The organism is Gordonia sp. GN26 (genome assembly GCF_054823965.1).
The window spans coordinates 58,416-82,147 of sequence record NZ_JSYC01000034.1; the positions used below are offsets into that span (position 1 = coordinate 58,416).

Genomic DNA, 23,732 nt, shown 5'->3' on the forward strand with positions numbered 1-23,732 from the left:
CGGTGGTTGGGTGGCGACGGTGTCTCACCAGGCCTTCGTGGCTCGTCGCTTGCGCTCCTCGCACCTCAGGCAGCAGAGCTGGGTGCGTCGCGCTCTTCGGATCAGGGAGCAGCAGTTGGGACGGGGATCAGAACTCGGTGGCGGGTCCGGTGGTGATCGAGTCGTCGGTGATCCCGGCTGCGCGTCGGGCGGCGAGGCGTCGCTTCTGCGGCTCGATCGTGTAGCGCGGGTTCTTCGCTGATTCGATCCCGGCGTCGAAGACGCCGAAGCGCGTACAGGCCGACGCGGCGAGCAGCGCGATACCCGACGCGACGGCCACCGGCCGGGAGCGTCCGCTGAGCAGGGCGCCGACGCCGCCGGCGACTGCGAGCCGTTCGCTCCACCGCAGGAGCTTTCCGGCCTTGCCGTCGTGCAACGGTTCGGCCGTCACCGGGTCCATGCGGCTCTCCATGACCCGCATCGCGGTGAGGTCGCCGACGACACCGAGCGCGGCCAGGGTCCGGGCGGGTCCGGCCTGTGACGTCCGGGTGGCGACCAGCGCCAGACCGCTCGACGCCAGGCTGGCAGAACTCACGAAGACGAACGGCAGGTCGCGGTGCATGGCGTTCCAGGTGGGAACAGCGGTGTCCGACAGCAGCACCGCGGTGTACACGGCCAGCGGCGGGCCGGCGACCGCGGCGGCCAGCCCGGCCGGCGCCTCGACCGCACGCAGCACCGGGCGGAGCACGCCGAGGGGCAACCGGGAACCGGTCATCCGGTCGATCTCGCCGACCGCCGCCACGCCGAGGGCGCCGCTGAACGCCGAGAGGATCCACGAACCGACGCTCATCGGCGAGGTCACCTTGAACGTGCGCAACATGTTGTAGAACCGGTCGGGGCGTCCGAGATCGGCGACGAGTGCGATCGCGCCGAGCCCCACCGCGCCGAGTCCGCCGAGCCGCGCGTTACGGCGCAACTCGTCCCGGCCGGTGAGCTGTGCGCCCGCCGCCAGCACACCCGATCCGCCGGCGACACCACCGAGAAACAGGTAGGCGGCCACCTTCTCGTCCCACGGCGGCGGCTTGACGACGGGATGGCCGTAGTACGAGGTGAATTCGGCGTCGGGCACCATCGACATCTCGCGGTTGCCCTCGCCCTGACCGAAACCTCTGCGCGGCTTGCGCTTACCGCCGCGGCCGAGTCCGCGCCCGCGACGCCGTGGCGGCTCCGGGGGCCGGAAGGAGTCGAACTCCGACGACGTCACCGGCCACCTCGCAGGAACGACACGGCGGCCGCGGCCAGCATGCCCACCGCCGCGACGCCGGCCCGCTTGTACATCGACGGCAGATCGGCGGTGCACACGCGCGGATCTGGTGGCAGACCGTAGACCTCGGGTTCGTCGAGCAGCAGGAACACCGAACCGGTACCGCCGACACCGTCATTGGGATTGGCGCCGTAGAGACGCGCCTCGGTCATACCTTGCTCGTGGAGTTGCGCGACGCGGGTCTGGGCGTCGGCGACGAGGTCGTCGTGGTCGCCGTACTTGATCGACGTGGTGGGACAGGTCTTCGCGCAGGCGGGCGTCTCGTCGTCGAGGAGTCGGTCGTAGCAGAGCGTGCACTTCTGTGCGACACCGCGTTTGGGCACCTCGGGTTGTTCGCCCTTGCGTTCCCCGGATCGGGTCGTCGGCGCCGCGGTGCCGTCGGCGCGCCGTTCGACGACGCCGAACGGGCAACCGGCGACGCATGTTCCGCATCCGTTGCAGACGTCGTCCTGGATGACCACGGTCCCGAACTCGGTGCGGAACAATGCCCCGGTGGGACACACGTCGAGACACCCGGCGTGCGTGCAGTGCTTACAGACGTCGGAGGACATGAGCCAGCGGAACTCCGGGGTGTCCGGGGGCGTGAGATCCTCGTCTCCGGTGGTACCGGCCGACGGGTCTCGCCGGTCGGTACCATCGAACCCCTCATCGCCGGGCATGGAGGGCATGCCCAGTCCGACCAGTGCACGGCCCGACTCGCGGGCCTCGGCGATGCGGTCGGCGCTCTGTTCGATGAAAGCGACGTGTCGCCATGTGCTGGCACCGAGCGCGACGGTGTTGTCATACGACATGCCGGTCAGTTCGAGGTCGCCGTCGCGAGGGTTGGAATTCCATTCCTTGCAGGCGACCTCACAGGCCTTGCAGCCGATGCAGATCGAGGTGTCGGTGAAGAATCCCTTCCGGTTCTCGTGCGTGTGCCACCCGACGTCGGAGGTCGGATCGGTCGGTCCGGACAGCTGCCCCATCTACTCCTCCGCCTTTCCGGTGATGTGCTGGTTGTCGGTCTCGGTCGTCACTCCGGCACGCTCCTGGTACGCACGTACCAGTTCGATCAGGGCCGCGCCCTGGGGTCGACGGCCGGCGACCACGTCGCACGAACCGACCTTCGACTCCTGGATCTGCACGTTGGGATCCAGTGTGACCCCGATCAGGTCGTTGGCGGCATCACCGCTGACCACGGCGTCGGAGCCGACGCCCCAGTGGTACGGGAGGCCCACCTGGTGCACCTGACGGCCGTTGATGGTCAACGGCGTCATCCGGTCGGTCACCAGGACACGCGCCTCGATGGCACCGCGCGGCGAGATGATCGTCGCCCACCCCTCGTTGCTCAGTCCGCGCTCGGCGGCCAGTTCCGGGGAGATCTCGCAGAACATCTCGGGCTGGAGTTCCGACAGATACGGCGACCAGCGGCTCATCCCGCCCGCGGTGTGGTGCTCGGTGAGCCGGTAGGTGGTGAAGACGAACGGGTACACATCGGCGCCGGGCATCTCGCCGCTGGGGGCGTCGAGATTGTCCTCGCGCGGGAAGAGCACCCGCGCCGGCGACTGCTGCTGTGGGTACAGCGAGTTGACCACCGGCGATTCCTGGGGTTCGTAATGAGTCGGGAGCGGACCGTCGACGAGACCGCGCGGAGCGAAGAGCCACCCCTTACCGTCGGCCTGCATCACGAACGGGTCGTCGCCGCACAGCGCGTCGACGCCGCCGAGCGACGGATCCGGTCGGGCGTCGGGGGCGAGGTCGGCCGGGAAGTCCGGCACGTCGGGCCCCACCCAGCGGCCGGCGTCGGCGTCCCACTCCATGTACCGCTTGCGCTCACTCCACGGTTTGCCGTCGGGATCGGCGGAGGCGCGGTTGTAGAGGATCCGACGGTCCGCCGGCCACACCCAACCCCACTCGTGCTGAGTGACGCCGCCGCCGCCCTGGGGAACGCGTCGAGCCGCCATGTTGTGGGCGTCCGCGTAGACGCCGGTGTAGATCCAGCAACCGCCGGCGGTCGAACCGTCCCGTGCCATCTCGGTGTACGACGTCAGGTTCTTGCCGGCGTCGGGTCCGGCGACGTGGTAGCCGTTGATCTCCGACAGTACGGCCTCGGGTTCGGGGTTTCCGTGTTCGTCCACGGGATAGTCCCAGGTGAGGTCGAGCAGCGGGCGGTCGCGTTCGTCGGTGGAGCCGGCGAGACGCTCGCGGATGCGACGCCCGAGTTCGAAGAAGAAGTCCATCTCACTCTGGCACTGGCCGGGCGGTTGGACGGCCTGATGGCGCCACTGCACCATCCGCTGGGTCTGGGTGAACGAGCCGGCCTTCTCCACATGGGTGGCCGCGGGCAGAAAGAAGACCTCGGTCGCGATGTCCTCGGTGCGCAACTCGCCCGAGCCGATCTCCGGGCCCTCCTTCCACCAGGTCGCCGACTCGATCATGTTGAGATCGCGCACCACGAGCCATTTGAGGTGTGACATCGCCATCCGCGCCTGGCGCCCGTTGGCCGAGCCGACGGCGGGGTTCTGCCCGAGGATGAAGTAACCGTCGACCTTGTCGGCGAGCATGTCGACCGTCGTCTGGAAGGTGCCGGCGGGACCCGTCAGGCGCGGGAGGTGGTCGTAGCACCAGTCGTTCTCGCTGGTCGCGGCGTCGCCGAACCACGCCTTGAGGAGGCTCACCATGTAGTCCTCGGCGTTGGCCCAGTAGCCCTTCTCGTTCTTCGACGTGATCGCCTCGATGTAGTCGGCGAAGGTGTCGTGTTTACCCGCCGATGGCATCGGCAGATAACCGGGCAGGAGGTTGAACAGCGTGGGGATGTCCGTCGACCCCTGGATGCTCGCATGGCCGCGCAGCGCCATGATGCCGCCGCCCGGACGTCCGACGTTGCCGAGCAGGAGCTGCAACACCGACGCGGCGCGGATGAACTGGGAGCCGAAGGTGTGCTGGGTCCAGCCGGTGGCGTAGCCGAAACAGGTCGTGCGGTCGCGCCCGGAGTTGTCGGTGACCGACTGGGCGAGGTAATCGAAGTCCTCGAGGGAGATGCCGCACATGTCGCGCACCATCTCGGGTGTGTAGCGCGAGTAGTGCCTGCGCACGATCTGGAAGACACTCCGCGGATGTTCCAGGGACTCGTCGCGCAGCGTGGCGCCGTGCTCGAGGGGCGGTCCACCGGAACCGTGTTCGTGGCCGACAGCTCGGTCCGTGGCGGACGCACTCGTGTCCGGCCCGCCGGGCGAGTCCACCGTGCCGTCGTCGGACTTCGGTCGCGGTTCCTCGTAGGCCCACGAGGTGGCGTCGTATTCGCCGGTCTCGGGATCGAATCCGGAGAAGAGGCCCTCGAGGTCCTCGGTGTCGCGGAAGTCGTCGGATACCAGCGTGGCCGCGTTGGTGTAGGCGACCACGTACTCGCGGAAGTACTTGTCGTGGGCGATGGCGTAGTTGATCAGCGCGCCGAGCAGGACGACATCGGAGCCGGCACGGATCGAGATGTGCTTGTCGGCCACCGCCGAGGTCCGCGTGAACCGCGGATCGACATGGATGATGCGCGCACCGCGTGCCTTGGCCTCAGCGACCCACTGGAAACCCACCGGGTGTGCTTCGGCCATGTTGCCACCCATGAGGATGATGCAATCGGCGTTGGCCATGTCCTGCAGTGATTGCGTTGCGCCGCCGCGTCCGAACGAGGCCCCCAGACCGGGAACCGTGGCGGAGTGTCATATGCGGGCCTGATTCTCGATCTGGATCGCGCCCGCCGCGGTGAAGAGCTTCTTGATCAGATAGTTCTCTTCGTTGTCGAGAGTTGCGCCGCCGAGCGAGGCGATGCCCATCGTGCGACGGAGGAGCCGGCCCTCGTCGTCGTGCTCCTGCCAGCCACGACGCCTCGCCTCGAGGAAGCGGTCGGCGATCATGTCGATCGCGGTGTCGCGGTCGAGGTCCTGCCACTCGCTCGCATAGGGCGCCCGGTAGCGAATCGTGGTCTGACGCAGCGGGTTGTTGACGAGCTGCTCGCTCGAAGCTCCCTTGGGGCACAGCCGGCCCCGGGATATGGGGGAGTCGGGATCGCCTTCGATCTGGACGACACGCTCGTCCTTCACGTAGACCTTCTGTCCGCATCCGACGGCGCAGAACGGGCACACGCTCTGCACCACTCGGTCGGCGGTGGCCGTTCGCGGCTCGATGGCGCGGGTCTTCGCCGACGTGACGGCCGGTCCGCGTCCGAAGACGTCGCCCGACCGAAGCTGGCGGAACACCGGCCATTCGAGGGGACTGAAGGCTGGCACGAGTCCGAGTCTAATCACTCTCGCGACGTGTGTGCTGGCATCATCGCCACCATGAACCGAACGCCACCTCCTGGCCTCGTCGTCGGCGGCGTGCGATGAGCAGGATGGATGCCGTCGAGCTGCCGCTCACCGCGCTCGGCGAATTCCTCGAGTCGACGGCCTTCGCCGAGATGCTCGACCCCGAGGACGAGCGGTCCGCGTCACGGGATGCGCGGTCGCGGAAGGCCGAGGTCGTCGACGTCGTGAATGCGATCGACGCCAACGCGGGTCGTCGCTTCGTCGACCGTGAGCGCGCCGGCGAGGTCATCATCGGTGGTCTGCGCGGAGGCGGACTCGGTGTGCGGCCCACGGTGGTCGATGCGGTCCTCAATCTCTTGCGGCCGGTCGGGGTCGCGGCGCCGGGCGCCCCGAAACCCGTTCCTCTCGAAGTCCAGTCGGTGCTCGGCGTCTACATCTACGCACTGGTCGATCCGCGTGATGCCTCCGTGTTCTACGTGGGAGCAGGACGCGGCAACCGCGTCCACCACCACGCCCGCGCGGCGCTGGCCGGTGTCCCGCCGGATGCCGGGGAAGTGGTGGGGGAGGCCGACTCGTCGACGATCTGGACCGCGACCGACGAACGCATCCGCGACATCGACGCCGACGGGTTCGGCGTGGAGCACTGGATTCTCCGGCACGGCGACGAGGTCGTCGACTCCGCCGAGGCGCTGGCGTCGTACGTGCAGCGGTTCACCGTGGAGTTCGCCGACCTGGCGCGGGTCCCGCTGACGAACGGCGTGCCGAGTGGCGCGATCCAGCTCGACGAGATGGTGTTGCAGCACGCGGCGCCGCTCGCACCGCCGCTGCCCGAGCCGTGCGTGCTGGTGAAGGTCGACGACTCCGCGCGACCCGACGCGGGCGCCGAACAGATCTACGAGTGGGCGCGCAGCGGATGGCGGGCCGGGCCGCATCGCACAGTGCCCGACCTTCCGGTCCTGGTGTTCGCCGACGACATCGTCCGTGCCGTGCACCGCGTCGACTACTGGGAGGCGTACCAGGACGCCGACGGGAACCTCGACCCGAAACGGTGGGTCTACACCGGGGCGCCGGACGCCGAGCTGGAGAAGCGGTACGTCGGCACGAGCCTGCGCGAGGTGCGCGAACGCCGCGGTGGGAAGTGGAACCACAACGGGTGGCACCCGTACGGGCAGGTGTGACCGCCGCGTACTCGGCCCCGACGAAAAACGCCCCTGAAAGAAACCCTCCAGCGGACCGCCGTCGACATCATGTCGACGGCGGTCCCGTGGAGGGCGTTCTTCAGGGGCGTTTCTCAGGGGTGCTTTTCAGCGCGGGAGCGGGACTAGCCGGTCGCGGCCAGGCCCGGCACGGTCTGGCGCAGCCGGATGAGGCCGTCGCGGATGCGTGACTTGACCGTGGGCAGCGCGACGCCGAGGTGCTCGGCGACCTCGCGGTAGGTGAGCCCGTGGAAGTAGGCCAGCTCGATGGCCTGTCGCTGGATGGGGGTGAGGCTCTCGAGTCCGGTGTGGATCAGGCGGGCGATCTCGCGACGTTCGACCGACTCGCTGACGTCGTCGACCTCACGGGCGGTGTCGGCGATGCCGTAGGCGACGGTGCGTCGGGTCGCGGCGGACTCCGACCGGACGCGGTCGACGGCCCGACGGTGAGCCAGGGTCAGAATCCAGGACAGTGCCGAACCGGAGCGGGGGTCGTAGGTCTCGGCGTTGCGCCAGACGGCTAGGAAGGTCTCCTGCGTGGCTTCCTCGCTGTAACCGGGGTCGCGCAACACTCGCAGTGTCATGCCGTACACCCGGTCACAGGTGGCGTCGTAGAACTGGGCGAAGGCGTCCATGTCCCCGGTCGCCACGCGGGCAAGGAGGCTGTTCAGGTCGGATTCATGCATCACGAAACTCCTTGGCGCAGTGGGGTTGTCACGCTTCCGGGGCGGGGTTCGGCGTCGGTGCCGGAGTGCTCTCGGTGCGATGTGTCCAACGCTATGCGGATGCCGGCTGAAAGTGACCATCGAGAGACACAACGGGATGCTTTCGAAATGTTTGGTAACGGAACGATAACGGCGGCCATCTGTCGTGACCGTGCCGTAGCCTCCTCGCCACGAGAGGAGACGTATGTCCGAGGACACGATAGAGGGACCGGACGGTCGGCTGCGGTGCTTCTGGGCGGGCCGCGAGCCGGAGACCACCTACCACGACACCGAATGGGGATTCCCGACCACCGACGATACGTCGTTGTTCGAGCGCGTGTGCCTCGAAGGCTTCCAGTCGGGCCTCAGCTGGCGAACGATCCTGCTCAAACGGGAGAACTTCCGGGCCGCCTTCGCCGGCTTCGACGTGGCGAAGGTCGCGCGGTACACCGACGCCGATGTCGAACGTCTGCTCGGCGACGCGGGCATCATCCGGCATCGCGGCAAGATCGAGGCGGCGATCAACAATGCGCAGCGGGCCGTCGACCTCATCGACGAGTGCGGATCGCTCGAGTCGTACTTCTGGGGATATGCCCCGGCTGGTGAGCACGTGCCGAACTCGATGACGACCTCGCCGGAGTCGATCGCGATGTCGAAGGACCTCAAAAAGCGCGGATGGCGGTTTGTGGGGCCGACCACAATGTTCGCGCTGATGCAGGCGACCGGGATCGTCAACGATCACGCCTATGAATGCGTCATTCGGGACGAGGTGAGCGCCGCGCTCCGCCAGCGATTGTAGACAATCAAACAATGTGCCATCATCCCTGCATGAACGCCCAAATCGGCATCGGGATGGTGTGCCCGTTCGACATGGCTCTCGACCGGGAGCTGTGGCGCTGGATGCCGGACTCGGTCTCGTTGTATTTCACACGGACCGGCTACATCGACGCCCCCGTCGACGTCGAGCTGTGCCGGGATCTCAACAATCACACCGAGATCGCGGCGGCCGTGAGGGCGGTCTCGTCGATCGGGCCACGGGCGTTCGGCTACGCATGCGCGTCGGGCAGTTTCGTCTACGGGATGGCGGGCGCGATCGAGATCTCCAACTGCATGCTCGCCGCCGGCGCGGAGCGGGCCGTCACGACATCGGAGGCGCTGATCCGGGCGCTCGACACGATGAACATCGGCACGCTGGCCGTCGCGACGCCGTACACAGCGGCGCTCACCGGTTTGCTCTGCGACTTTCTCGCCGAATCCGGCCGGGGCGTCGTTGCCCAGGCCGGCCTCGGGCGTGACCACGAGATCTGGAAGATCCCGTATCACGTGACGGCAGACCTCATCCGCGCCGCGAACCATCCCGACGCCGATGCCGTCTTCGTGTCCTGCACCAACCTATGGACCTACGACATCCTCGCCGATCTCGAGGCCGAGCTCGGCAAGCCCGTCCTCTCCGCCAACCAGGTGACCGCGTGGGCGACGCTCTGCGATGCCGGTGTGCTCGGCGGCGAGATCACGCCCGCGGACTGGTCGACAGCTCACGCGCAATCGCTGTTCGCCCGTAGCATTGCGGCATGACCTCACAGGATTCGACGAACACGTTCGGCGAGGCAGGAACTGCGAAGTACGTGCAGCTCACCACCTACCGCAAGGACGGCACCCCGGTGTCATCGCCGGTGTGGGCGGTACTCGACGGCGACCGACTGCTCGTGTGGACCGAGAGCGAGTCGTGGAAGGTGAAGCGCCTCAAGCGGAATCCGAAGGTGGTCGTCCAGGCGACGGATGCGCGCGGCAGCAAACTGTCCGGCGAGCCGGTGTCCGGCACCGGGGTGGTGCTCGACGCCGAGGGCACCGCGCACGTCCGTGAGAAGCTCATCGAGAAGTACGGTCTCCTGGCCCGGGTCCTGATCTTCAGCAGCAAGTTGCGGCGGGGTGCAGGCGGAACCATCGGTCTCGCGATCACCGCGGGGGACCAATAGTCCTTCGGATCCCGCCGGGTCTGGCACGCCGGTCGGACCTGGGCCCGGCCTGGGCGGACTGGCTCCGTCGGCTACCGGCCACCGCGGAAGGCCTTCTTGCCGACTGGGAACTCCGCCGCGACGGGGAAGAACTGTGGCACGGGTTCGAGTCACTGGTGATCCCGGTGGTCGGACGCGACGGCCGGCGTGCGGTCCTGAAGGTCGCCTTCGACGGCGACGACGAGGGCGCCCAGGAAGCACTCGGCCTGCAGCACTGGGCCGGTCGTGGTGCGGTGCGGATGCTGCGCGCCGACCCGCGGCGACGTGCCCTGCTCCTGGAACGGCTGGACCGGACCGACCTCACCTCTGTCGACGACGACGAGGCGTGCCGGATCGTCGCGGGCCTGTATGGCGTCCTGCACATACCTGCTCCCGGACGGATGACGCTCCTCACCGGACACCTCGAGCGGTGGCTCGCAGGACTCGAGACCATGCCGCGGGATGCGCCGGTTCCGAGAAGATTTGTGGATCAGGCTCTCTCGCTCGGCCGGGACTTCCTCTCCGACGCGGCGACCGTCGGCGTCGTCGTGCACGGCGACCTCCACCACGAGAACGTGCTGGCGGCGCCGTCCGGCGAGCAGCGATGGCTGGTGATCGATCCGAAACCCATGTCGGGGGACCCGCACTACGAACCAGCGCCGATGTTGTGGAACCTGCTCGATCGCCGCCACGGTGACCCGCGGTGGGTGATCCGATCCCGCTTCTACTCGATCATCGACGCCGCGGGCCTCGACCCGGACCGGGCGCGGGACTGGGTCACCGTCCGCATGATCCTCAACGCGCACTGGGCGATCGAGGATGCGGAGAAGGCGTCGCGGAATCTCACCGCCGACGATCGCGAGTGGATCACCACCTGCATCACGGTGGCCAAGGCGGTCATCGACTGACCGTCAGCGGGCGAACAGAGTTCCCAATTCCGGTATGACCGCGGAGATCCCGGCGAGACGCAGTCCCTGCCACGCGGTGACCTGGTTGGCGGTCAGCACCGGCTTGCCGAACTTCTCCTCGAGCCCGGTGATCCACATCGCGGTGTGCAGGGCGGTGTCGGGGATCAGGATCGCCTCCGCGTCGGGATGGTCGGCGGCCGCGATCATGTCGAAAAGGCCGTCACCGTCGAGGATTCCGGCCTCGGAGGCGGTCTCGATGTCGTTGGCGCGGAGCGAGACCACCTCGATGCCGCCGTCGCCGAGGAAGCCGATGAACCGCGAGGCCAGGGGATCGGGGTAGGTCGCGGCGATCGCGACCCGGGACAGTCCGAGATGGTGACATGCCTCGACGAAGGCCAACGAGGTCGACGACGCGGGACGGTCGGCGAGCGCGGCGATGTCGGCGACCTGGCGGCGGGCGCCGTCGAGGCCGTAGACGAAACTCCCTGAGGTACAGGCCCACATCACCGACGCCGGCTCGTCGACCTGAGCGCGTCGCAGGCCCTCGGTGAGACGCTCCTGCTCGCCGACCGCGGCCATGGCATCGACGGTGTGGTCGTCTGAATCGATCTCGGTGATGGTCACCGGCAGTCGGACCGCGGCGCCGGATGCCACGAGTGCGGACTCGATGAGTTCGTAGTCGTCTTCGGCAGCATGACCGGGATAGAGCATCGCGACGGTGGTTGTCACTCGCACACCTCCAAGGTAGATTGTCAACAATCTACCAACTTCGACAGACGAGGGGGCGTATGTCGGGAACGGCACGCTGGCTCAGCGCGATCGAACTGGCCGACGGTTACCGGACCGGCGAGCTGACGCCAGAGGCGGTGGCCGTCGAATTGCTCGACGCCGTCGACCAGGTCGATCAGGCCGTCAACGCATTCTGCCTTGTCGATCGGGACGCGACACTCGCCGCCGCGCGGGACTCCACCGAGCGTTTCCGAGTCGGCACGCCGCTCGGCCCCCTCGACGGCGTGCCGGTCAGTATCAAGGACCTGCTGCTCACCCGTGGTTGGCCGACGCTGCGCGGTTCGTTGATGATCGAGCCCGATCAGATGGTCTGGGACACCGACGCCCCCGCGGTCGCGCGACTCCGCGAGGCCGGCGCGGTCATGCTGGGCAAGGTCACCACGCCGGAGTTCGGGTGGAAGGGCGTCACCGACAGTCCGCGCACCGGAGTCACCCGGAACCCCTGGAACACGCTGCGGACATCCGGCGGATCGAGCGGCGGTTCTGCCGCGGCCCTGGCGGCCGGACTCGGCCCGCTGTCGGTGGGAACCGACGGAGGCGGATCGATCCGCATACCGGCCGCGTACTGCGGCGTGGTCGGATTCAAGGCGACGCTGGGCCGGGTCCCGATGTACCCGCCGAGTCCGTTTGCCCCGGTCGCGCACGTCGGGCCGATGACCAGGACCGTGGGCGACTGCGCGCTGCTGCTCGACGTCCTCAGCGGGCACGATCCACGGGACTGGTCGGCGCTGCCGACCCCGACCGAGAGCACCGCCGCCGCCATCGCCGATGTCCGCGACCTCTCCGATCTGCGGATCGGGTACAGCTCTGACCTTGGCTTCGGGTCGAATGATCCTGGAGTGCAGGCCAATACGGATCGGGTCGTGTCGGTGCTCGAACAGCTCGGGGCGACGGTGGAGAAGGTCGACCTCGGCTGGGACGACCCGGCGTGGGCGTACCACATCATCTGGTTCGCCGGGGCCGACGTGGTGGTGCGAGGGCTCGGACCGGGCGCGGAGGAGAAGGTCGATCCGCTGCTCCTCGAGGCGCTCGAACGACATCGGGACTTCACCGCAGGCGACTTCGTGAGTGCCAACGCGCTGCGCATGGAGATGGGCACCACGATGGGCCTCTTCCACGAGGAGTTCGACCTGCTGGTCACACCCTCGATGCCCACGGTCGCCTTCGAGGCGGGACGCACCGTCCCCGGAGGGTCGGCGTCGTCGGACTGGACGTCGTGGACGCCCTACAGCTATCCGTTCAACCTCACGGGGCAGCCGGCGATCACGGTACCCAGTGGATTCGTCGACGGTCTGCCGACCGGTGCGCAGTTCGTCGCAGCGCGACACCAGGATACGACCGTGCTACGCGTCGCGGCGGCCTACGAGGCGGCTGCCGGCTTCACGATGTTGGGAGATCGTCCGTGACCGGGTCAACCGAACGATTCATCACCGTGACACTCGAGAAGCGGGGCGTCACAGCGGTCGCCCGGATGCTCGACGCCGAGGCGCCACGGACGGCCGCCGCGGTCTGGGACGCGCTGCCACTCGGTGGCCAGGTGTTCCACGGCAAGTTCGCGCGCAACGAGATCTACACGCTGCTACCGGCATTCGCCCCGGTGGAACCGGGCGCCGAGAACACTACCATCACGCCGATTCCCGGTGACCTGTGCTACTTCACCTTCGACGGTGTTTTGGACAACCCCGCATATGGGTACGATCCCACATCCGCGCCGGCCGAACATCGGCGGCTGATCGACCTCGCAGTCTTCTACGGGAGGAACAACCTGCTGGTCAACGGCGATGTCGGCTGGGTGCCGGGGAACGTGTTCGCCACCATCACGGAGGGCCTGGAAGACTTTGCGGCGGCTTGCAACGACGTCTGGATGGGCGGCGCGCGGGGTGAAACGCTCACCTATGCGCGTTTGGAGCGGTAAGAAAGAAGGAATGACGGTGGCGATCAAAGTGGATGGGGACGACCCGGGCGTGAACGGCCCGGGAGGTCGACGTACCACTTCTCACCAGGGGAAACGTGGAGATTCGGCGCGCCGACGCGTGCTCACGCCACTGGTGCAGGAGTCGACACCGGCGATCATCGCGCGTAAGTTGCACAATGCCATTGCGAACGGCGACTTCCCACCCGGGTCGCAGTTGACGGAGTCAGGTCTGGCTGCAGACCTGGGTGTCAGCCGCGGCCCGCTACGTGAGGCGATGCAACGTCTCACCGCGGAGGGGCTGCTGGTCAGCCATCGCAACCGGGGCCTGTTCGTCGTCTCGATGGAGAGAGACGACATCCGCGACATGTACGTCGCGCGCACGGCGGTGGAACGTGCTGCCGTGCAACAGGTCATCGCGCACCGCGAGTCGGAGGCGGTGGCCGCGCTGGACGAGGCCGTGGAGGCGATGCGCGCGTTCGTCGACGAGCCGAACGGGGCCGGGATGGCCGAGGCGGACATGGGATTTCACCAGACGCTGGTGGAACTCGCGGAAAGCCAGCGCCTTTCGCGTCTGCACGAGACGATCCTCGTGGAGACACGAATGTGCTTGCGTGCCATGCGAGGAACATATTCATCGGGAAAGGAACGGATCGACGAACACCAGGCGTTGGTGGACGCCATAGCTGCGGGGGATTCTGCCAAGGCAGATGCGCTGATGATCGAGCACATGGCCGATGGGCTGCGTCGATTGATCGGTGACGGCGACGACGCCGGCGATCTCACCGCGTCCGGGAGCTGATCGCTTGCGGTCCGGATGTCCATGGATGGTCGAGCAGCCTGCCGTCCGTGCACAGGGGTCCACCAACGGGGAATGACCTAGCGCGGGGCGGGTTATGGCCCCCGATGACATTCAGGAAGCGCAGATGAGCGACACGACACCAGCGGACACTTATGAGCAGCTCGCCCCGGACCCGGAGTCACCCGAGGGACGGAAACTACTCCACAAGGCCATCGGTGCCTCGGCCATCGGAAACGCCACCGAGTGGTACGACTACGGCGTCTACGCCGCGGCCTCGGTCTATCTGACCCAGGCCTTCTTCCCTGGTGATTTCGGAACCATCGGCACCATGCTGGGTTTCGCGATCTCCTTCGTGCTCCGTCCGCTCGGCGGCATGATCTGGGGGCCCATCGGCGACCGCATCGGTCGCAAATCGGTTCTCGCCATGACGATTCTGCTGATCTCGGGTGCCACCGCGCTCATCGGCATGTTGCCCACCCACGCGTCGATCGGGGTGTGGGCGCCCATCCTGTTGATCCTGCTCCGCGTCATCCAGGGTTTCTCGACCGGTGGTGAATACGGCGGTGCCGCAACATTCATGGCCGAGTACGCGCCGGACAACAAGCGCGGCAAGTACGGGTCCTTCCTCGAGTTCGGCACCCTCGCCGGTTTCTGCAGTGGTACGGCATTCGTCCTGCTCCTGCAGCTGGGCCTCTCCGATTCGCAGATGGACCAGTGGGGGTGGCGCATCCCGTTCCTGTTCGCGTTGCCGATGGGCCTGATCGGTCTGTACCTGCGTTCACAGATGGACGACACCCCGGTCTTCCAGGAGCTGGAGCAGGAGGACGAGATCAAGGGTTCGGCATGGACCCGGTTCAAGGATCTCCTCGTCAACTACCGGCGACCGATCCTGACGATGTTCGGCATGGTCATCGCGCTCAACGTCGCCAACTACACACTGCTGGCGTACCAGCCGACCTACCTGCAGAACACCATCAACCTGACCGAGACGTCGGCGAGCGTCGTCAACCTGATCGGGCAGCTCGTGATGATGCTGCTCATCCCGTTCTTCGGCTGGTGGTCGGATTCGACCGGGCGTAAACCGATGTGGTGGGGCTCGCTGGTCGGCCTGTTCGTCCTCGCGTTACCGCTGTACTGGCTGATGGGCCAGGGATTCGTCTGGGCGATCGTGGCATTCGTAATCCTCGGCGCGCTCTACATCCCGCAGCTCGCCACCATCTCGGCGACCTTCCCGGCCATGTTCCCGACCCAGGTCCGGTACGCCGGCTTCGCGATCTCCTACAACGTCGCGACCGCTGCCTTCGGCGGTACGGCGCCACTGGTCAACGATGCCGTCGTGGAGAGCACCGACTGGAACCTCTTCCCGGCCGTGTACATGATGGGCGCCTGCGCCATCGGCATGGTCGCGCTGTTGTTCCTGAAGGAGACCGCGGGCTGCTCGATCCGCGGCACCGAGATCCCCAGCAGGGAGAACGACTTCCGCGAGCTGCAGAAGAAGCTGGCGGAGTCGGGGGCCTAGTCAGCCCAGCATCCTCAGCCCGGCGAGCGTGTACGCCTTTGCCGCAGTGACGAGATCTGCGATGGCGACCGACTCGTCGGGCTGATGTGCGTCGGTGTTGATGTTGCCGGGGCCCAGGACGATCGACGGGATACCGAGATCGCGGCTGACGAAACCGCCGTCGCACGCAGCGCTCCACCCGCCCACCGAGGTCGCGGTGCCGGCGTCGGTGACCGAACCGACCGCAGCGGTGACGAGCGGGTGATCCGCCGCGGTCGCGAAACCGGGCATCTCCATGGTGACGCGGACGTCGACGGTGATGCCGTCGGTGTCGATCTTTCGATCGCGGATGGTCTTTCGGAGTTCCTCCGCGATGACGTGGGGGTCCTCGAAGGGCATCAGACGACGGTCGATGCCGAGCGAACAGGTGGGCGCGACGACCGAGATGCCCTGTCCGCCTTGGATGGTGCCGACGTTCCAGGTGCCGCAGCCGAGCAGGTCGTCGAGCGTCTCGTGCAGGTGTTCGTGGTCGGCGCGGATGATCTCGACGATCGCCGCGGCGGCATTGATGGCACTGCGCCCGTCGGCGGGGCGGCCGGAATGTGCGGCGCGACCGGTCACGTCGATCTCGATGTACGACGCACCCCGGCAGCCGCGGACGATCTGCATGTCGGTGGGTTCGGCGACGATGCAGCCGAGGAAGTCGTGATCGGCGGGACGGCCGACGAAGTCGCGCACGCCGATGCCGTGCTCCTCCTCGTCGACCGTGCACACCAGACGCACCGGGCCGGAGAGTTCGACCCCGTGGTCGCGTGCGCGCGACAACACGCTCATGGCCGCGACGACGGACGCGATCCCGCCCTTCATGTCGGTGGTGCCGCGCCCGTAGAGCCGACCGTCGCGGTTCCGCACGGTGTACGGGTCGGCGGTCCAGTTCGGGCCCGCGGGGACCACGTCGGAGTGGCCCAGGAACATCAGGCCCTGGCCGTCGCCGCCAGGGAGGGTGGCGATCAGGTTCGGACGCCCGGCGGCCACCTCGTGGGTGTCGACGTCGAACCCGAGCGCGCGGCACGCCTTCTCCAAGACCTCGACGGCGGCGCGCTCGGTGCCACCGGGATTCTCGCTCGGGGCCTCCACCAGCGCAGTCGTGAGCGCGGTGATCGCAGCCTCGTCGATCAGATCGACGAGCGACCGCTCGGCCGGACTCAGCTCAGGGTTGTGTTCACCGCTCACCGTGCCATCTTCTCAAGACTGGACGTGAGGCGTCGAATACCTTCGTCGATCCGGTCCGGCGTGCTCGATGCGAAGCACAGGCGCATCGAGTTGCGGAACCGGCCACCCGGCGACAGTGCCGGACCCGGGATGAAGGCGACGCCGTCGGCCAGGGCGATCTCGAACAGCTCCCGGGTGTCGATCTCGGCGAACTCCTCCCGCAGCGTCACCCACAGGAAGAAGCCGCCCTCCGGGTTGGTGGTGACGACGCGGTCGCCGAGATGACGGGCGATGGAGGCGAGCATGGCGTCCTTGCGCTCGCGGTACAGCGAGCGGATGCCGGCGAGGTGGTCCTCGAGGCCACCGCGCGCGATGTACTCGGCCACGATGTGCTGGTTGGGCACGTTGGTGCAGGTGTCCATGGCCTGCTTGCCGTTGATGAGCAGCTGCCGCAACGACGGGTCGGCGTCGACCCAGCCGACGCGCCACCCGGGAGCCAGGATCTTGGAGAAGGTCCGCACCGAGAAGATCAACGGATCGCCGGGGCTCAGCGTCTGGAAGGTCGGGATGTCGGTGCCCGCGAAGCGGAGCAATCCGTACGGATCGTCGTCGATGATGACCGACCCCCAGGTGTGGGCCAGGCGCAACAGCTCGCGGCGTCGTTCCTCCGACATCGTGACGCCGGACGGGTTCTGGAACGTGGGGATCGTGTAGATCGCCTTCGGGGTCTTGTGGGTGTGCGCCACCAGATCGGCGAGTTGGTCGACCTGCATGCCGTCGTCGTCGACGGGCACCTCGAGCAGTTGTGCGCCGTAGGACAGCGCGGTCGCGCTCCCGTTGGTGTAGGTCGGGGACTCGACGATGACCAGGTCACCGGGGTCTACGAACAGCTTGCAGGCGAGGTCGAGGCCCTGCATGCCGCCAGTGGTGATCACCAGACGGTCGTGGGTCGACGGGTCGGGCGTGGTGGCCAGGTAGTCGACGAGCAGTTGCAGCAGCCGCGGTTCGCCTTCGGTGGCGCCGTAGGTGAACGACGTGTGGTCGAGGATCTCGCCGGCGATCTGCCGGAACTCGTCCGCGGGAACGGCCTCGTCGGCAGGCGAACCCATCGCAAAGCGCACGATGTCGTGGGACTGGGCGGCCAGCAGGGACGTCGACGAGTCGATCATCGACCCGACCAGATCCTTCGTCCGCCCGGCCAGAGGCAGGGTGGGGCCGGAATGCCGTACGTCGTTCACGGGTTCGGTGGCGGTCATTCTGGTCACCTCGTTCCTTCTCTGGGTTGGGTTGTGCTCGTGACTATTTCTGGATCAGTTCGCGCGGGAACGACGTGAAGCACTCGACGCCGGTGGGGCTCACCCGCACCGATTCGGAGAGCTCGAAACCGTAGTTCTCCATCCACATTCCGCAGACGATGTGGAAGGTCATGTTGGTCTCGAGGATGCTCTCGTCCTCGGAGCGGATGCTGATGGTGCGCTCACCCCAGTCCGGCGGGTACCCGATGCCGATCGAATACCCCAGGCGCGAAGGCTTCTCGAGGCCGTACTTGGCCAGGGTCCAATTCCAGGTGGAGGCGAGTTCGCGCGTCGCCACCCCCGGCTTGATCGCCTCGAGGACGTTGTTCAGGCCCTCGGCGGTCGCCTTCGCGACATAGTCGAGATCCTTGTGCGGAACGCCCAGCGACACCGTCCGCGCGAGCGGACAGTGGTACCGGTTGTGTGCGCCGGTCAGCTCGATGACCACCGCCTCGTCCTCGACGAAAGTGCCCTGATGCCAGGTGAGATGGGGGGTGTCGGCGGCCGCGCCGGTGGGCATCATCGGCACGATGGCCGGGTAGTCGCCGCCGTAATCCGGCGTCCCGGTGATCTGTGCCTGCGAGATCGCCGCCGCCGCATCGCATTGCCGCACACCGACGTCGATCGTGTCGATCGCCGCGCGCATTGCCTCTGAACACACCATCCCGGCCTGACGCATCAGCTGGACCTCGGCCTCGGACTTCACCGACCGCACCCAGTTCACCAGCTCGAAGTTGTCGACCAGCTTCCATTCCGGGATCGCATTGTGCAGTGCGCGATAGGCCTTGGGGGAGAAGAAGTGCGAGTCCATCTCCAGGCCGACCGAGCCGCCGCGTGACGCCGGCGCGATCGCATGCCGCTGACGGAGTGACCAGGCGACCCAGTCGAAGGGATGCACGTGCGGCCGGTGCACGTAACTCTCCGGGTAGCCGACGATCTGATCGTCGGGCAACCACGTCGTGCGGTGCGCGCCACGGGCATCCATCTCCCGGGCGTAGAAGACCATCTCGCCCTCGATCGGGACGAACAGCATCTGCGGGGTGTAGAACGACCACGCGTTGTACCCGATCAGATAGAAGATGTTGGCCGGGTCGGTGACGATGATCGCCGACAACCCCTGACGGTCCATGAGTTCACGGACCTTCGTCAGGCGCTGTTCGTACTCGCTGTCGGTGAACAGCTGAGCACCGAGGTACATGGGCTTGCTACTCCTTGCTCACACGTCGGTGGTTCGAGGGCGGTCTTCTCGGCGATTGACTTTTCGGCGAGGGTCTTCAGCGGCGGATCGGCGTCGCCGTGTACTTCATGTCGAGGAACTCCTCGATGCCCACGCGGCCACCCTCACGGCCGAGGCCGGACTCCTTGACACCGCCGAACGGTGCGGCCGGATTCGACACGATGCCCGTGTTGACCCCGACCATACCGGCTTCGAGCTCTGCCGACAGGCGAGCGCAACGGTCGACGTCCTGGCTGAAGAAGTAGGCGACCAGACCCCATGCGGTGTCGTTTGCGAGGGAGATCACCTCGTCGTCGGCAGCCGGGTCGAGAGGGTTGTCGGCGTCGCCGAACGGGATGATCGCCGCGACCGGACCGAAGATCTCGTTGCGCACCAGGTCGGCGTCGAGTCCGACACCGGTCAACACCGTCGGCGGGTAGAAGAAGCCGGGGCCCTCGGGCGCCTCTCCGCCGCAGGCCACAGAGGCTCCCTTGGACACCGCGTCGTCGACGAGCGAGGAGACCTTCGCGACGGCCTTGGGTTCGACGAGCGGTCCGACCTGCGTTCCGTCGGCGGCGCCGTCGCCGACCTTCAGTGCGGCCATCTTCGCCGTGAACTGCTCGGTGAACTCGTCGATCACGCTGCGGTGCACGAAGATCCGATTTGCCGCGGTGCACGCCTGGCCGGTGTTGCGCATCTTGGCCAGCATGAGTCCGTCCACCGCGCGGGAGATGTCGGCGTCGGCGCACACGATGAACGGGGCGTTGCCGCCGAGCTCCATGGAGGTGCGCATGACCGTTCCCGCGGCCTGCCGCAGCAGCGTCTTGCCGACCTCGGTCGAGCCGGTGAAGCTGACCTTGCGGGCGAGCCCGCTGTCCATCCACTCGGTGACCACCGTCGATGGATTGGTGGTGGTGACGACATTCAGCACGCCGGCGGGCAGACCCGCCTCGACGAGGATGTCGGCGAGGAGAAGGGTGGTCAGCGGGGTGAGCTCGGCAGGCTTGAGAACCATCGTGCAGCCGGCCGCGACCGCCGGACCGATCTTGCGGGTTCCCATGGCCAGCGGGAAGTTCCACGGCGTGATCAGGATGCAGGGGCCGACGGGCTGCTTGCTCACCACGATGCGGGTCCCGCCGTCTCCGGTGGTGGTGTGGTCGCCGCCGATGCGCACGGCCTCCTCGGCGAACCACCGGAAGAACTCGGCGCCGTAGGCGACCTCGCCCTTGGCCTCGGCGAGCGGCTTGCCCATCTCGGCCGTCATCACCGAGGCGATCTCGTCGACCCGGCTCATGATGATCTCGTATGCGCGGTAGAGGATCTCGCTGCGGCTGCGCGGCGAGGTGGCCGCCCACTCGGCCTGATGCGCGGCCGCGGTCTCGAGTGCGCGTCGGGCGTCGGCCGCATCGGCGTCGGCCACCTGTGCGAGCACCTCGCCGGTCGCGGGATTGAGCACGTCGAACCGGTCGCCGGCGGCGGCCGGAACCCATTCGCCGTCGATGAACAGATCGGTGTGGATGGACGAGATGGCGTCGGGGACCTGGGTGGGGGCGATGGCCGTCATGATCGGGCTCTCCTCGGTTCGTCGGGGGTTGATGGGGGTCGGGTCGTGGAGGTGAGAAGTTCGGCGAGGTGGACCCCGCGGATCTCGCGTGCGTCGGCCAGCCCGTCGTCGACCGTGGCGAGGTGTTCGACCGCCATCGCGCAACTGAACCCGTCGGTGACGACGGGGCGATGCGGGTCGTCGCGCAGCGCCGGTGCGAGACCGTTCTCGGCGACGGCCATGCTGACCTCGTAATGGCCCTTCTCGAAGCCGAAGTTACCCGCCACACCGCAGCACCCGTCGGCCGAGTGCACGGTGACGCCGAGCGCTTCGAGAGCGGCGGTGCCGGTGCGTGCGCCGAAGACCGCGTACTCGTGGCAATGGGTCTGGAGGGTCACCTCGTCCGGGAGGGCCGGCGGTTGCCATCCCGCGTCGAGCAGGGTCGGGAGGTGGGCGGCGAAGCTGCGTACCCGGGCGGCCACACGCCGTGCGCTGTCGGTGGGGACGAGTTCGGGCAGATCTTTCGCCAGTGCAGCAGCACAACTCGGCTCGGGCACCACGATGGGTCGATCGGTACCGTCGTCGAGATTCGCGGCGGTGCGTCGAAGAGTCCTGCGGGCCTTGCCCAACTGACCGGTGGAGATCCAGGTGAGGGCGCAGCAGTTCTCCGCCGAACAGCCGACCTGCTCGCCTGTCGCGCCCAGGACCTCCGCGGCGGCGGCGGCCACCTGCGGCCGGAAGGCGCGGGTGAACGAGTCGACGAACAGGATGACCTGCGAGGTCGGGGACACCGGGGCGAGGTCGTCGAGATGGGCCTTGCGGGCGCGCCGGGTCGCGAAGGCCGGCATCGTGCGGCGAGGGTCGAGGCCACCGGCGCGGGCCGCCAGGCCGCTGATCTTCGACGACAGCGCGCGATTGATCAGCGGCGCAGCCGTTCCGGTCGCCGACAGCCAGGCCGGCATCCAGCCCAGGGAGTAGTGCGACAGCGGGCGAAGTCGACGGCGGTAGTGGTGGTCGAGGAACTCCGACTTGTAGGTGGCCATGTCGACACCGGTCGGGCAGTCCGTCGAACATGCCTTGCAGGACAAGCACAATTCGAGGGCGTCGGTGACCTCGGGTGAGCGCCATCCCTCGTCGACCGACGGGGCCGTGCGCACCATGTCCTGGAGGACGCGGGCACGCCCTCGCGTCGAATCCTTCTCGTCGCGGGTCGCCCGGTAGCTCGGGCACATGACGCCGCCGGTGTCGGCGCGGCACCGGCCGACTCCGATGCAGCCCTGGACGGCGTGGACGAACGGATCGAGGAGCGGGAGTTCGGGTGTGGCCTCGAAACCGCCCCTGACATCCGCCCCCGAGAGAGCCGTCGCCGACATATCGTCAACAGCGCCGCTGCTGAGGGCGGATTCCAGGGGCGCATTTCGGGAACCGTGGCCGAGGTCGAAAGTGGTCGGCCAGGTCCGCCGGGGGACGTCGGCGAGGGCGAGGTCGGCGGTGATGGGCCGCGGGTCGATGATGCTGCCCGGGTTGAGGTTCCCCGTCGGGTCCCAGATCGACTTGAAGCGGGCGAAGGCGGCCATCATCGCCGGCGAGTACATGACCGGCAGCAGGGCCGAGCGGGCCCGCCCGTCGCCGTGCTCACCTGACAACGAACCACCGTGACGCACAACGAGGTTCGCGGCGTCAGTGCAGAAGTTGTCCATCACGGTGCGTCCCTCGGGGGTGCGCAGGTCGAACGTGATGCGGACATGCATGCAGCCGGCGCCGAAGTGGCCGTACATCACACCGGTGAGACCGTGCTGGTCGAGGAGTTCGGCGAAGTCGTCGAGGTAGTCGGCCAGACGCTCGGGGGCGACCGCCGCATCCTCCCAGCCGGGCCAGGATTCGTAGTTGCCACCGACGCTCTCGTCGTCGGGGTCGGCCAGACGCGAGGACAGTCCGGCGCCGTCCTCGCGGACGCGCCACAGTGCTTTACGACGAGCCGGGTCGTCGACGACGGTGGCGTCGATCATCCGACCCTGGCCGCGCAGATGATCGAGCAGTCGTTTGGCGGTTGCCGGGACGTCGGATTCTCCCTGTGCCTCGGCACTTTCGGAGTCGACGTCGATGAACAGCCAGGCCGAACCCTCGGGAAGGCCCGCGACCGTGTCCCGGCCGCGGCGAGCTGCCATCGTGGCGACGATCTTGCGGTCGATGCCCTCGATGGCCGACGGCGCGAACGGGAGGATCGCCGGTACGTCGCGGGCGGCGTCGGCGGGGGAGTGGTAGCCGACGCAGAGCAGGAGCTGGGAGGTGGCGACCGGGACGAGGCGCACCTTCGCCGACACCACGATCGCGCAGGTTCCTTCGCTCCCGACCAGCGCGCGGGCGACATCGAATCCGTTCTCCGGCAACAGTCGTGCGAGGTGATACCCCGAGACCTGGCGGGGGATGGTCTCCAGTTCGGTGCGCAGGATCGCCATGTTGTCCGACGCGAGCCCTCGTAGCTCGGCGGTGATCTCGGCGGCTCGCGCCACGGCCTCCCGGTCGTGGGGATCGGTGGCGTACAGCCCGTCGCGTGTCGCGGTGAGCAGCATCCCGTCGGCGGTGACGAGGTGGAGTTCGATCACGTGATCGCTGGTGCGTCCGTATCGGACGGAGTGGTTACCGCAGGCGTCGTTGCCGATCGCCCCGCCCAGGGTCGCCCGTGACGCCGACGACGGGTCGGGAGCGAAGGTCAATCGGCCGTCCGTCGCCGCCCGCGCCTGTGCGGCGAGAGTGGTGAGCACGATGCCCGAACCGGCGACGGCGGTGGAGGTCTCGGCATCGACCGAGATCACCTGATCCAGGTGACGGGACAGATCGATGACCACGCCGTCACCGATGGCGTTACCTGCCATCGAGGTACCGCCGCCGCGCACGATCACGGGGACGCCTCGGTCGTGGCATCTCGCGACGATCGTGGCGACCTCGCGCCCGGACCGCGGAAACGTCACGGCCCGGGGCGGGATGCGGTAATTCGAGGCGTCGTATGAGTATTCGGCCAGACGTCGTGGTGAGGCGTCGGCATCGACGCCGAGATCGGCGAGTTCGTCTGCGATGTCCAC

General features: G+C 67.7%; 19 protein-coding genes. 9 read left to right on the top strand and 10 right to left on the bottom strand.

Going from position 1 to position 23,732, the window contains the following annotated elements; genetic code table 11:
- Nucleotides 1-127: 127 nt before the first annotated feature.
- From nrfD to fdh, 3 genes are read right to left on the bottom strand one after another with little or no spacing between them, the layout of a single operon-like run.
- On the bottom strand, nucleotides 128-1,243 hold the full coding sequence (gene nrfD / locus OK17_RS09660) for an NrfD/PsrC family molybdoenzyme membrane anchor subunit (RefSeq protein WP_232716741.1): 1,116 nt from the start codon (nucleotides 1,241-1,243) through the stop codon (nucleotides 128-130).
- Nucleotides 1,240-2,268 (bottom strand): 4Fe-4S dicluster domain-containing protein, encoded by a 1,029-nt coding sequence (locus tag OK17_RS09665; protein ID WP_232716740.1) that lies wholly within the window; start codon nucleotides 2,266-2,268, stop codon nucleotides 1,240-1,242. Before OK17_RS09665 ends, nrfD begins: the two co-directional genes overlap by 4 nt.
- Entirely contained in the window at nucleotides 2,269-5,562 is a 3,294-nt protein-coding gene (fdh, locus tag OK17_RS09670) for a formate dehydrogenase (protein ID WP_232716739.1), read from the bottom strand.
- 104 nt (nucleotides 5,563-5,666) lie between these two features.
- Here fdh and OK17_RS09675 point away from each other — a divergent pair, with 104 nt between their 5' ends.
- Nucleotides 5,667-6,758, top strand: coding sequence for a GIY-YIG nuclease family protein (locus OK17_RS09675; protein ID WP_232716738.1), 1,092 nt, complete (start codon nucleotides 5,667-5,669; stop codon nucleotides 6,756-6,758).
- A 143-nt stretch (nucleotides 6,759-6,901) separates the two neighbouring features.
- Here the strand turns inward: OK17_RS09675 and sigK are convergent, their stop codons facing one another.
- The gene (gene sigK / locus OK17_RS09680) at nucleotides 6,902-7,462 is read right to left on the bottom strand and encodes an ECF RNA polymerase sigma factor SigK (RefSeq protein ID WP_232716737.1); all 561 of its coding nucleotides are present in this window, start codon (nucleotides 7,460-7,462) and stop codon (nucleotides 6,902-6,904) included.
- Nucleotides 7,463-7,685: 223 nt separating this feature from the next.
- Between sigK and OK17_RS09685 the strand changes: the two genes are divergently transcribed.
- From OK17_RS09685 to OK17_RS09700, 4 genes are read left to right on the top strand one after another with little or no spacing between them, the layout of a single operon-like run.
- Nucleotides 7,686-8,279, top strand: coding sequence for a DNA-3-methyladenine glycosylase I (locus OK17_RS09685; protein WP_232716736.1), 594 nt, complete (start codon nucleotides 7,686-7,688; stop codon nucleotides 8,277-8,279).
- A gap of 29 nt (nucleotides 8,280-8,308) precedes the next feature.
- Nucleotides 8,309-9,055 carry a maleate cis-trans isomerase family protein gene (locus OK17_RS09690; protein WP_461417323.1) on the top strand — a complete coding sequence of 249 codons (747 nt, stop codon included), beginning with the start codon at nucleotides 8,309-8,311 and terminating at the stop codon, nucleotides 9,053-9,055.
- Complete coding sequence (locus tag OK17_RS09695) at nucleotides 9,052-9,456, top strand: PPOX class F420-dependent oxidoreductase (protein WP_232716734.1); 405 nt, start codon at nucleotides 9,052-9,054, stop codon at nucleotides 9,454-9,456. Before OK17_RS09690 ends, OK17_RS09695 begins: the two co-directional genes overlap by 4 nt.
- Nucleotides 9,453-10,382 carry an aminoglycoside phosphotransferase family protein gene (locus OK17_RS09700; protein ID WP_232716775.1) on the top strand — a complete coding sequence of 310 codons (930 nt, stop codon included), beginning with the start codon at nucleotides 9,453-9,455 and terminating at the stop codon, nucleotides 10,380-10,382. The genes OK17_RS09695 and OK17_RS09700 overlap by 4 nt, the downstream gene beginning before the upstream one ends.
- 3 nt (nucleotides 10,383-10,385) lie before the next feature.
- Here the strand turns inward: OK17_RS09700 and OK17_RS09705 are convergent, their stop codons facing one another.
- Entirely contained in the window at nucleotides 10,386-11,111 is a 726-nt protein-coding gene (locus OK17_RS09705; protein ID WP_461417324.1) for a maleate cis-trans isomerase family protein, read from the bottom strand.
- Nucleotides 11,112-11,170: 59 nt separating this feature from the next.
- Between OK17_RS09705 and OK17_RS09710 the strand changes: the two genes are divergently transcribed.
- The 4 genes from OK17_RS09710 (at nucleotide 11,171) to OK17_RS09725 (ending at nucleotide 15,404) form a co-directional block, all read left to right on the top strand.
- Complete coding sequence (locus tag OK17_RS09710; protein WP_461417325.1) at nucleotides 11,171-12,577, top strand: amidase; 1,407 nt, start codon at nucleotides 11,171-11,173, stop codon at nucleotides 12,575-12,577.
- A 65-nt stretch (nucleotides 12,578-12,642) separates the two neighbouring features.
- Nucleotides 12,643-13,086 (top strand): DUF3830 family protein, encoded by a 444-nt coding sequence (locus tag OK17_RS09715; protein ID WP_461417339.1) that lies wholly within the window; start codon nucleotides 12,643-12,645, stop codon nucleotides 13,084-13,086.
- Between the two features lie 10 nt (nucleotides 13,087-13,096).
- Nucleotides 13,097-13,885 (top strand): GntR family transcriptional regulator, encoded by a 789-nt coding sequence (locus tag OK17_RS09720; protein ID WP_461417326.1) that lies wholly within the window; start codon nucleotides 13,097-13,099, stop codon nucleotides 13,883-13,885.
- Between the two features lie 124 nt (nucleotides 13,886-14,009).
- A complete protein-coding gene (locus OK17_RS09725; RefSeq protein ID WP_232716730.1) occupies nucleotides 14,010-15,404 on the top strand; it encodes an MFS transporter in 1,395 nt (464 codons plus the stop codon).
- Here OK17_RS09725 and OK17_RS09730 read toward each other — a convergent pair whose 3' ends face one another.
- The 5 genes from OK17_RS09730 to OK17_RS09750 all read right to left on the bottom strand — a co-directional run bounded on the left by OK17_RS09730 (nucleotide 15,405) and on the right by OK17_RS09750 (nucleotide 23,732).
- Nucleotides 15,405-16,616 carry a M20 family metallopeptidase gene (locus OK17_RS09730; RefSeq protein ID WP_461417327.1) on the bottom strand — a complete coding sequence of 404 codons (1,212 nt, stop codon included), beginning with the start codon at nucleotides 16,614-16,616 and terminating at the stop codon, nucleotides 15,405-15,407. It lies immediately after the preceding gene.
- A complete protein-coding gene (locus OK17_RS09735; RefSeq protein ID WP_461417328.1) occupies nucleotides 16,613-17,851 on the bottom strand; it encodes an aminotransferase-like domain-containing protein in 1,239 nt (412 codons plus the stop codon). Before OK17_RS09735 ends, OK17_RS09730 begins: the two co-directional genes overlap by 4 nt.
- Before the next feature lie 43 nt (nucleotides 17,852-17,894).
- Nucleotides 17,895-19,088, bottom strand: a complete 1,194-nt coding sequence (locus OK17_RS09740) for a M24 family metallopeptidase (protein ID WP_232716727.1) — start codon at nucleotides 19,086-19,088, stop codon at nucleotides 17,895-17,897.
- A gap of 76 nt (nucleotides 19,089-19,164) precedes the next feature.
- A complete protein-coding gene (locus OK17_RS09745) occupies nucleotides 19,165-20,670 on the bottom strand; it encodes an NAD-dependent succinate-semialdehyde dehydrogenase (protein WP_461417329.1) in 1,506 nt (501 codons plus the stop codon).
- The gene (locus OK17_RS09750) at nucleotides 20,667-23,732 is read right to left on the bottom strand and encodes an FAD-binding and (Fe-S)-binding domain-containing protein (RefSeq protein ID WP_461417330.1); all 3,066 of its coding nucleotides are present in this window, start codon (nucleotides 23,730-23,732) and stop codon (nucleotides 20,667-20,669) included. Before OK17_RS09750 ends, OK17_RS09745 begins: the two co-directional genes overlap by 4 nt.

Coding starts and splice junctions, on each gene's coding strand:
- OK17_RS09740 (WP_232716727.1), bottom strand. CDS start 19,088: ATGTACCTCGGTGCTCAGCTGTTCACCGACAGCGAGTACGAACAGCGC.
- OK17_RS09715 (WP_461417339.1), top strand. CDS start 12,643: ATGCTCGACGCCGAGGCGCCACGGACGGCCGCCGCGGTCTGGGACGCG.
- OK17_RS09710 (WP_461417325.1), top strand. CDS start 11,171: ATGTCGGGAACGGCACGCTGGCTCAGCGCGATCGAACTGGCCGACGGT.
- OK17_RS09720 (WP_461417326.1), top strand. CDS start 13,097: ATGACGGTGGCGATCAAAGTGGATGGGGACGACCCGGGCGTGAACGGC.
- OK17_RS09725 (WP_232716730.1), top strand. CDS start 14,010: ATGAGCGACACGACACCAGCGGACACTTATGAGCAGCTCGCCCCGGAC.
- OK17_RS09685 (WP_232716736.1), top strand. CDS start 7,686: ATGTCCGAGGACACGATAGAGGGACCGGACGGTCGGCTGCGGTGCTTC.
- OK17_RS09675 (WP_232716738.1), top strand. CDS start 5,667: ATGGATGCCGTCGAGCTGCCGCTCACCGCGCTCGGCGAATTCCTCGAG.
- OK17_RS09735 (WP_461417328.1), bottom strand. CDS start 17,851: ATGACCGCCACCGAACCCGTGAACGACGTACGGCATTCCGGCCCCACC.
- OK17_RS09745 (WP_461417329.1), bottom strand. CDS start 20,670: ATGACGGCCATCGCCCCCACCCAGGTCCCCGACGCCATCTCGTCCATC.
- OK17_RS09665 (WP_232716740.1), bottom strand. CDS start 2,268: ATGGGGCAGCTGTCCGGACCGACCGATCCGACCTCCGACGTCGGGTGG.
- OK17_RS09695 (WP_232716734.1), top strand. CDS start 9,052: ATGACCTCACAGGATTCGACGAACACGTTCGGCGAGGCAGGAACTGCG.
- OK17_RS09690 (WP_461417323.1), top strand. CDS start 8,309: ATGAACGCCCAAATCGGCATCGGGATGGTGTGCCCGTTCGACATGGCT.
- sigK (WP_232716737.1), bottom strand. CDS start 7,462: ATGCATGAATCCGACCTGAACAGCCTCCTTGCCCGCGTGGCGACCGGG.